Origin of the sequence: Acetobacterium malicum subsp. dehalogenans DSM 11527 (assembly GCF_000472665.1) — a bacterium.
In the GTDB taxonomy this organism is placed as follows: domain Bacteria; phylum Bacillota; class Clostridia; order Eubacteriales; family Eubacteriaceae; genus Acetobacterium; species Acetobacterium malicum.
This window is the reverse complement of the sequence record NZ_AXAC01000069.1, coordinates 1-5,364: the sequence shown is the minus strand read 5'-3', so window position 1 is coordinate 5,364 and position 5,364 is coordinate 1. Positions and strand designations below refer to the sequence as shown.

The 5,364-nt window shown below is 36.1% G+C and carries 9 protein-coding genes, 1 tRNA gene and 1 pseudogene; 3 read left to right on the top strand and 8 right to left on the bottom strand.

Annotation, left to right across the window (positions count from 1 at the left end; genetic code table 11):
- Positions 1-148, top strand: a pseudogene (locus A3KS_RS23655) (IS110 family RNA-guided transposase); the annotation flags it as partial.
- A gap of 183 nt (positions 149-331) precedes the next feature.
- Here the strand turns inward: A3KS_RS23655 and A3KS_RS23855 are convergent.
- Genes A3KS_RS23855 through A3KS_RS23850 form a run of 4 tightly spaced genes read right to left on the bottom strand, consistent with a single transcriptional unit; the run spans position 332 to position 2,693 of the window.
- Positions 332-472, bottom strand: coding sequence for a hypothetical protein (locus A3KS_RS23855; RefSeq protein WP_169727717.1), 141 nt, complete (start codon positions 470-472; stop codon positions 332-334).
- The gene (locus A3KS_RS0117015; RefSeq protein ID WP_026395912.1) at positions 472-744 is read right to left on the bottom strand and encodes a hypothetical protein; all 273 of its coding nucleotides are present in this window, start codon (positions 742-744) and stop codon (positions 472-474) included. Before A3KS_RS0117015 ends, A3KS_RS23855 begins: the two co-directional genes overlap by 1 nt.
- 21 nt (positions 745-765) lie before the next feature.
- Positions 766-1,896: a YncE family protein gene (locus A3KS_RS0117010; RefSeq protein ID WP_026395911.1), complete on the bottom strand. Its 1,131-nt coding sequence runs from the start codon at positions 1,894-1,896 to the stop codon at positions 766-768.
- The gene (locus A3KS_RS23850; RefSeq protein ID WP_026395910.1) at positions 1,896-2,693 is read right to left on the bottom strand and encodes a helix-turn-helix domain-containing protein; all 798 of its coding nucleotides are present in this window, start codon (positions 2,691-2,693) and stop codon (positions 1,896-1,898) included. The genes A3KS_RS0117010 and A3KS_RS23850 overlap by 1 nt, the downstream gene beginning before the upstream one ends.
- Before the next feature lie 114 nt (positions 2,694-2,807).
- Between A3KS_RS23850 and A3KS_RS0117000 the strand changes: the two genes are divergently transcribed.
- Positions 2,808-2,878: transfer RNA gene (locus A3KS_RS0117000), tRNA-Ala, on the top strand.
- A gap of 120 nt (positions 2,879-2,998) precedes the next feature.
- Here the strand turns inward: A3KS_RS0117000 and A3KS_RS0116995 are convergent.
- The 4 genes from A3KS_RS0116995 to A3KS_RS23330 all read right to left on the bottom strand — a co-directional run bounded on the left by A3KS_RS0116995 (position 2,999) and on the right by A3KS_RS23330 (position 4,889).
- Positions 2,999-3,874: a hypothetical protein gene (locus A3KS_RS0116995; protein ID WP_026395909.1), complete on the bottom strand. Its 876-nt coding sequence runs from the start codon at positions 3,872-3,874 to the stop codon at positions 2,999-3,001.
- 126 nt (positions 3,875-4,000) lie between these two features.
- The gene (locus A3KS_RS24320; RefSeq protein ID WP_156913341.1) at positions 4,001-4,201 is read right to left on the bottom strand and encodes a DUF1492 domain-containing protein; all 201 of its coding nucleotides are present in this window, start codon (positions 4,199-4,201) and stop codon (positions 4,001-4,003) included.
- Entirely contained in the window at positions 4,141-4,317 is a 177-nt protein-coding gene (locus A3KS_RS23845) for a hypothetical protein (RefSeq protein ID WP_169727716.1), read from the bottom strand. Before A3KS_RS23845 ends, A3KS_RS24320 begins: the two co-directional genes overlap by 61 nt.
- 110 nt (positions 4,318-4,427) lie before the next feature.
- On the bottom strand, positions 4,428-4,889 hold the full coding sequence (locus A3KS_RS23330) for a recombinase RecT (RefSeq protein ID WP_278247325.1): 462 nt from the start codon (positions 4,887-4,889) through the stop codon (positions 4,428-4,430).
- Here A3KS_RS23330 and A3KS_RS23325 point away from each other — a divergent pair.
- The gene (locus A3KS_RS23325; RefSeq protein WP_156913339.1) at positions 4,813-5,142 is read left to right on the top strand and encodes a tyrosine-type recombinase/integrase; all 330 of its coding nucleotides are present in this window, start codon (positions 4,813-4,815) and stop codon (positions 5,140-5,142) included. The genes A3KS_RS23330 and A3KS_RS23325 overlap by 77 nt on opposite strands.
- Positions 5,143-5,364 lie beyond the last annotated feature (222 nt).

Sequence of the window (5,364 nt, the reverse complement as noted above, 5' to 3'; positions counted from 1 at the left end):
CAAGCCACAGGATGATGCTGTTTATCAGTTTCTCGATAAGAAACGTGCCCAAGGCAAGCCTTACTATGTTTACATGACCGCAGGCGCTAATAAGTTTCTGCGTATCTACTATGGACGAGTAAAAGAATACCTGCTATCTCTTTCATAACACTCACCACAAATATCCTTATCTTCAGACCAACGATAGTTGCTGGTCTTTTTGTCGTGCTTCATTATCTTGAATATAACTTTTTACAAAACTTTCAATTTCCTATTGACTTTTTATTTGCAGGCTTTATCATTGCTATTTCCATTAATTCATCCTTTCATTTTTGGGTATTAAAAAAACAGCCTAAGCTGCTACAATTAAATCTCCATGTCCTTCTGCAATTAAATATTCATCAATTGCTGCTTTCAAATCTGGTCTTGCGGAGACAACCTCAGTATAATTATTTTTACCACTGATAATTCTTTTTGCCATAAATACCGCCATTACATTGCACCTCCACTTAAGATAATCTCAGCTAGTGCTTCTTCCAATGCGGTTATCCTTTCATCTTCAGCACTTTTGGGTTCATCAACATAATCATACCAAACCCGCTCTGTAGCTTTTTCACATTTCAGCACAGGGATTTTACCAGCTTGCATCTCCGGAACTGGTAAAGATTCCAATGCAATACCTTTTGCCTTATTTTCTGTTGTCAGCGTCGTTTCATCGTAAACAATACTTGCCCCATTATTGGGATTTTCAAACACATAAATCATTTTTTCAGTCTCCTTTTTTTGTTAAATTTTTACAATCGTATTCTCTTTATAACTAACCTTAATCTTAATAAAAGAATGGACGTAACTACCTGAACTCATTGCATTGAATAATGCCAAAATAGCATGCGATCCGTCTTTTGTGATAATTAGATCAGCAAAGAAAAAACTACCCGAGCTAGCAATATTAAATACAGAAAAATCATCCATTGGCATCTGAATACCTTTTTCCATATTAACTAACGTTAGCACTCTGTCAAACGCTCCGGTTGTGTTACCATCTATAACGATAATGACGTATGGATACTTCAACGGTACAAACGCAACACTTCTTCCAGCAACTTTGAGTGTTGTGTTTCTACTTTTAAAAAGGTCAATTTTGCATTCACTTGCATCTTTGTCAAATTCACCAACTGTTGTTTTGCCCCATAGCAAAATACCATTTTGTCCAATGGACAAAAATTTATCACCAACCCACAAGAACGGAAGTGCTCCATAGGTAGCTATGCTTTGTACAAATGCTAAATTAAGGTCATACTTCATCAAACTATATGGCGTGGTGTTATTATAAGAATATGTAAAATATATAAAGTTTTCATCGCTATTTATCTTCTGTGCATATTGTGAGCCAGCAATAGAACCTTCCAAAGCCAACGTTGTTGGATTATATTTTGACACAACAGATGTACTACCCATTGCTGCATAAAGCTTTCCGCCAGCCATTGTAAGTGACTGCGCTGCTTTCCCAGAATCAATGTTTTTAGCGCTCAATGTTAGAGTTTCCTTCGTTACTCTGGCAATATTTTTGCCTGCGCTTGAAGATCCAACATAAACATAAGCGTCATCTTGCGTTAGCCCACTCAAATTTTGCTGTGAACCCCAAATAGTAGATGTATAAATTTCTGCAACCATTTGCAATGTATTAATATCAAATTTTCGCAGATAATACCTGTTCCAGCTTGATAATGCATAGATATAATTATCATCGCAAATCATTTCACTGATGCCAGCGTCATATGATCCTAGTTTTGTTTTAGTAACTCTATCAACAACCATCGACTCTGACAAAACAGGATAAACTTCAGGCAGATATTCATTCCCATTTGCATCTTTTATACTTGCTACAATTGGATTATCACTTACATATTTTCCCATTATGCCACCGCCTCTTCATAACCGTATATAGTGACTACAAGATCTGTCCCAATGTCCTGACTCATGGCCAATACTTCCTCGGCATTTAAAATAATTTTATTATCAATCATCCCACCGCTTGAATCCTTTGTGACCGGAACATTCCGGTGAATCTGATTGCCAGCCGCTGTACCATGAGCAAAAATGTTGAACTTCCTATCGGTCGTGGCATTTTGATTGACGACAAGTACATCAACGATGTGCGCTTGGTAACCTACTGGCACAGTATAAACAGCCGTTGGCATGGTACTTAATGGACCCTGAAACAATTTCTTTGCTGTTAATGTCTGATATGCTTGTCCAGCTGGTGGAATTGTGATACGGCGGTTTAAAATGCTTTTGACATCTTTCCCTCTTACAACAATAGTATTTTTCTTTTCATCCTCCACCACATTTTCGATGATAAAGGCTTTTTTTCTTGATAAGTAAACGTAATAGTCTTCTTTGAAATACTCAGCGTATTTGATCCCTAAAACAATAATCTCCATGGTTTCTTCTGGTAGCCATTTGGCAAAGAAGCCGTGGCGCTCTGCGTTTTTATTGCCGGGCGGGCCAGTAGCATTCTTATTACCAATAGGTGCGCCCTTTTTCTTGGTTGCAACTTTTTTAGTTGCAGGGTTGCGACCTTGTTTTTTCCAGTACCGGGCAGCCCAGGACTTCACAGCTGATAAACTGACTCCATATTTTTCAGCAATATCCTTGTATTTCATCCCGTTATGATAATCTTTAAATGCCTGGTCTCTTAAGTCTTCACTCAATTCACCTCACCTCATTTGTCGTTTTGTTTCGTCAAGTAATTAAACTAATTTGATCTTTTCAATTTCCACTATTTATGCTATAATCTCTTCAAGCTTTGCGTGAAAACGCATTGTATCCTTCTAGCTCATGCGGATAGAGCGTCACTTTCGCAAAGTGAAGGTAGCGGGTTCGAATCCCGCGAAGGTCAGTTACGCAAGATTTTTCTTGTGTTTTATAGATAACTGCAATAGTGCTATCCTATTGCAGTTTTTTTTATTAAAAAAGACACCCGGTGGTGTCATTTTTAATAACGTTCTCTCTTGTATCATTTAATTTTTAAATCTTTATAGTAATTTTCATTCTCAACCGACAAGGCTTCTATTTCATGTTTATCTTTAAAATTTAAAACCTCATCAATAAAAAGTATTTTAACCCAAACCACAAGTAATATAATAGACATAGAGAAATACACACCAAACATAAGTTGATTATAATTAGCTATTATATAAAATATTATTTCATTTATACTACTAACACCACTTGTAAAAACAAATGAAAGTACAACCCCAAGAAGCGCTGAAATAATTATCGAAATTGTATTTTGAGCGTCAGCTACTCCATTTTCTTTGGCTTTTATTAATTTATTATTTTTTCTGATTATTTCCTCTTTTGAATATAAATTTTCTTGATCAAAATCACATATCTCAACTTTATCTTCTAAAATTTCAATATTTCCGGAAAATTCGTTTGTAATTTGGTCTTCCGTACATTCATTTTTTTCAATAATCTCTTTGTTCTTTTGTACTCTCTCATTCAGTATAATATTAATACACTCAACTTTTAAATCCAATTCTAATAATCTAATCAAATCAGATCGATCTTCCTTTTTATTAATCCCTGAAATAATCAACGCTAAAAACGCAAGTATTATAGTTGATGCTTTCAAATTTCTTGAAAGCTCATCATCAGGTAAGAAACTCGCTATTCCCAGAAATATTCCAATAGTTGTCAGTGTTCTTCCCCAAAAAATTTGACCTGAATCTTTTTGAGACAGTTTTCTTTCAATTACAAAAGATAATTTATTTTTTTCAAGTTTATTTGAACTAAGCTTTGCATATTTTTTCAAAAACTTTTTTTTCTTTTTTGAGTAGTCGCCAAACTCTTTTAATACTTTCGCATGTTGCTTTTCAATTGATCTCATTTTTCACCCTCACATATTTTTCTTAAATTATAAACTTATGTGAGATAAAATGCAATAAAATGTGGCACAATTCGGAACTTTCCACATTTTAAATTATAACTCTGATTCCACCGACATTCCACGACATCATATTCTTACATACTCCAATGCCTGATCCTGTAACCGCTGGATCTGCCGTGAGCAATAATCCATCCTGATGGCAATTTCATCCACATCCAAACATTCTATATAGGTCAGTTGCAATATCGTCCGTAATTTCGGTATTTTCACTGTATCGAGAAACGATTTAATTCTGATCCGCTCCCAAACACATTCCTCAATCTCCATAGGTTTTCCAATGATTTGTTTATACCTTTTTCAAGGTTTTCAGCCACCAGTCGTTCGATCATTCCTGATTCCAAACTTTCCGAAATAACGTCCTTTATTGCATTTTCAATACTCATTTCTTTCCCTCTTTCTTTAGCATATTTCTACTTCGATTCCAGTGAATTCCTACACTCGACGCTTAAACTTATTCATTGATTGCTTCTTTGGCTTCTGCTTCAAGTATCTGCTACTTTTCTGCTTCAGTCAGTTCATTGCTGGTAGGTTCATCCTGGATGACACCATCTTCATCAACTTCATACTCAATTTCTATTGATGGTGCTGCATACATATCTTCTGAAATTTCTCTTTTTATTGTTTCATCAACGACGATACCTCTCACAAAATCACTCTTCAATGGAGCATACTTCAAAGCTTTTTTAAGCACCGTTTTCTTGGCCATTTCTTCAAAATTCTTTGACCAGGGGCTATACGCACTGGAAAAGCTTTGGCTATACTTTTTAGCATGAGCTCTGACATCCTCAACACTCATAACCTCGAATCCATAACCGCCGTCTTTCGTCTTAAACATGGCATAAAAGAAAATTGGTGATCCCTTATCAGCTGATTGGGTTGTGTTTACAGAGGATAACGGTGATCCCTGTGATAAAAAAGCAGTATACAGTAATCTAAAGCGGATTTTTAATGGCACAGAATTTGAAAAACTTCGAGTCCATGACCTCAGACACACCTATGCGATTTTATCCATCCAGGCTGGCATCGATATTAAAACAGTTCAGGAGAGTTTAGGCCATCATTCTGCAGTCTTTACCTTGGATCAATATGCGTTCGTAACCGATGGAATGAGAAAGTCAGGAGCAGAGAAATTTGAAAACGGTCAATTCATATGTCAAATAACCAAAACCAGCTTTTGGGATCGAGTAGCTAGAAATCCGGGTAATTAGTCCGGATTTCTTTGCTCTCACAGAACCGTGCTTACGTTTGCCGTACACGGCTCCTGAAATCTCTCACCGAATTAATAATAATTCGACAGTAACCCAACTTTATATTGACATAAATCGATGAGTCCCAGATCTTCAAAGTACTGGTTTGGGAGTAACATATGGATGATATGGACATTTGAATTCTTCCATTTCGTCACGGCCATCTTTTCACCACTACCTTTG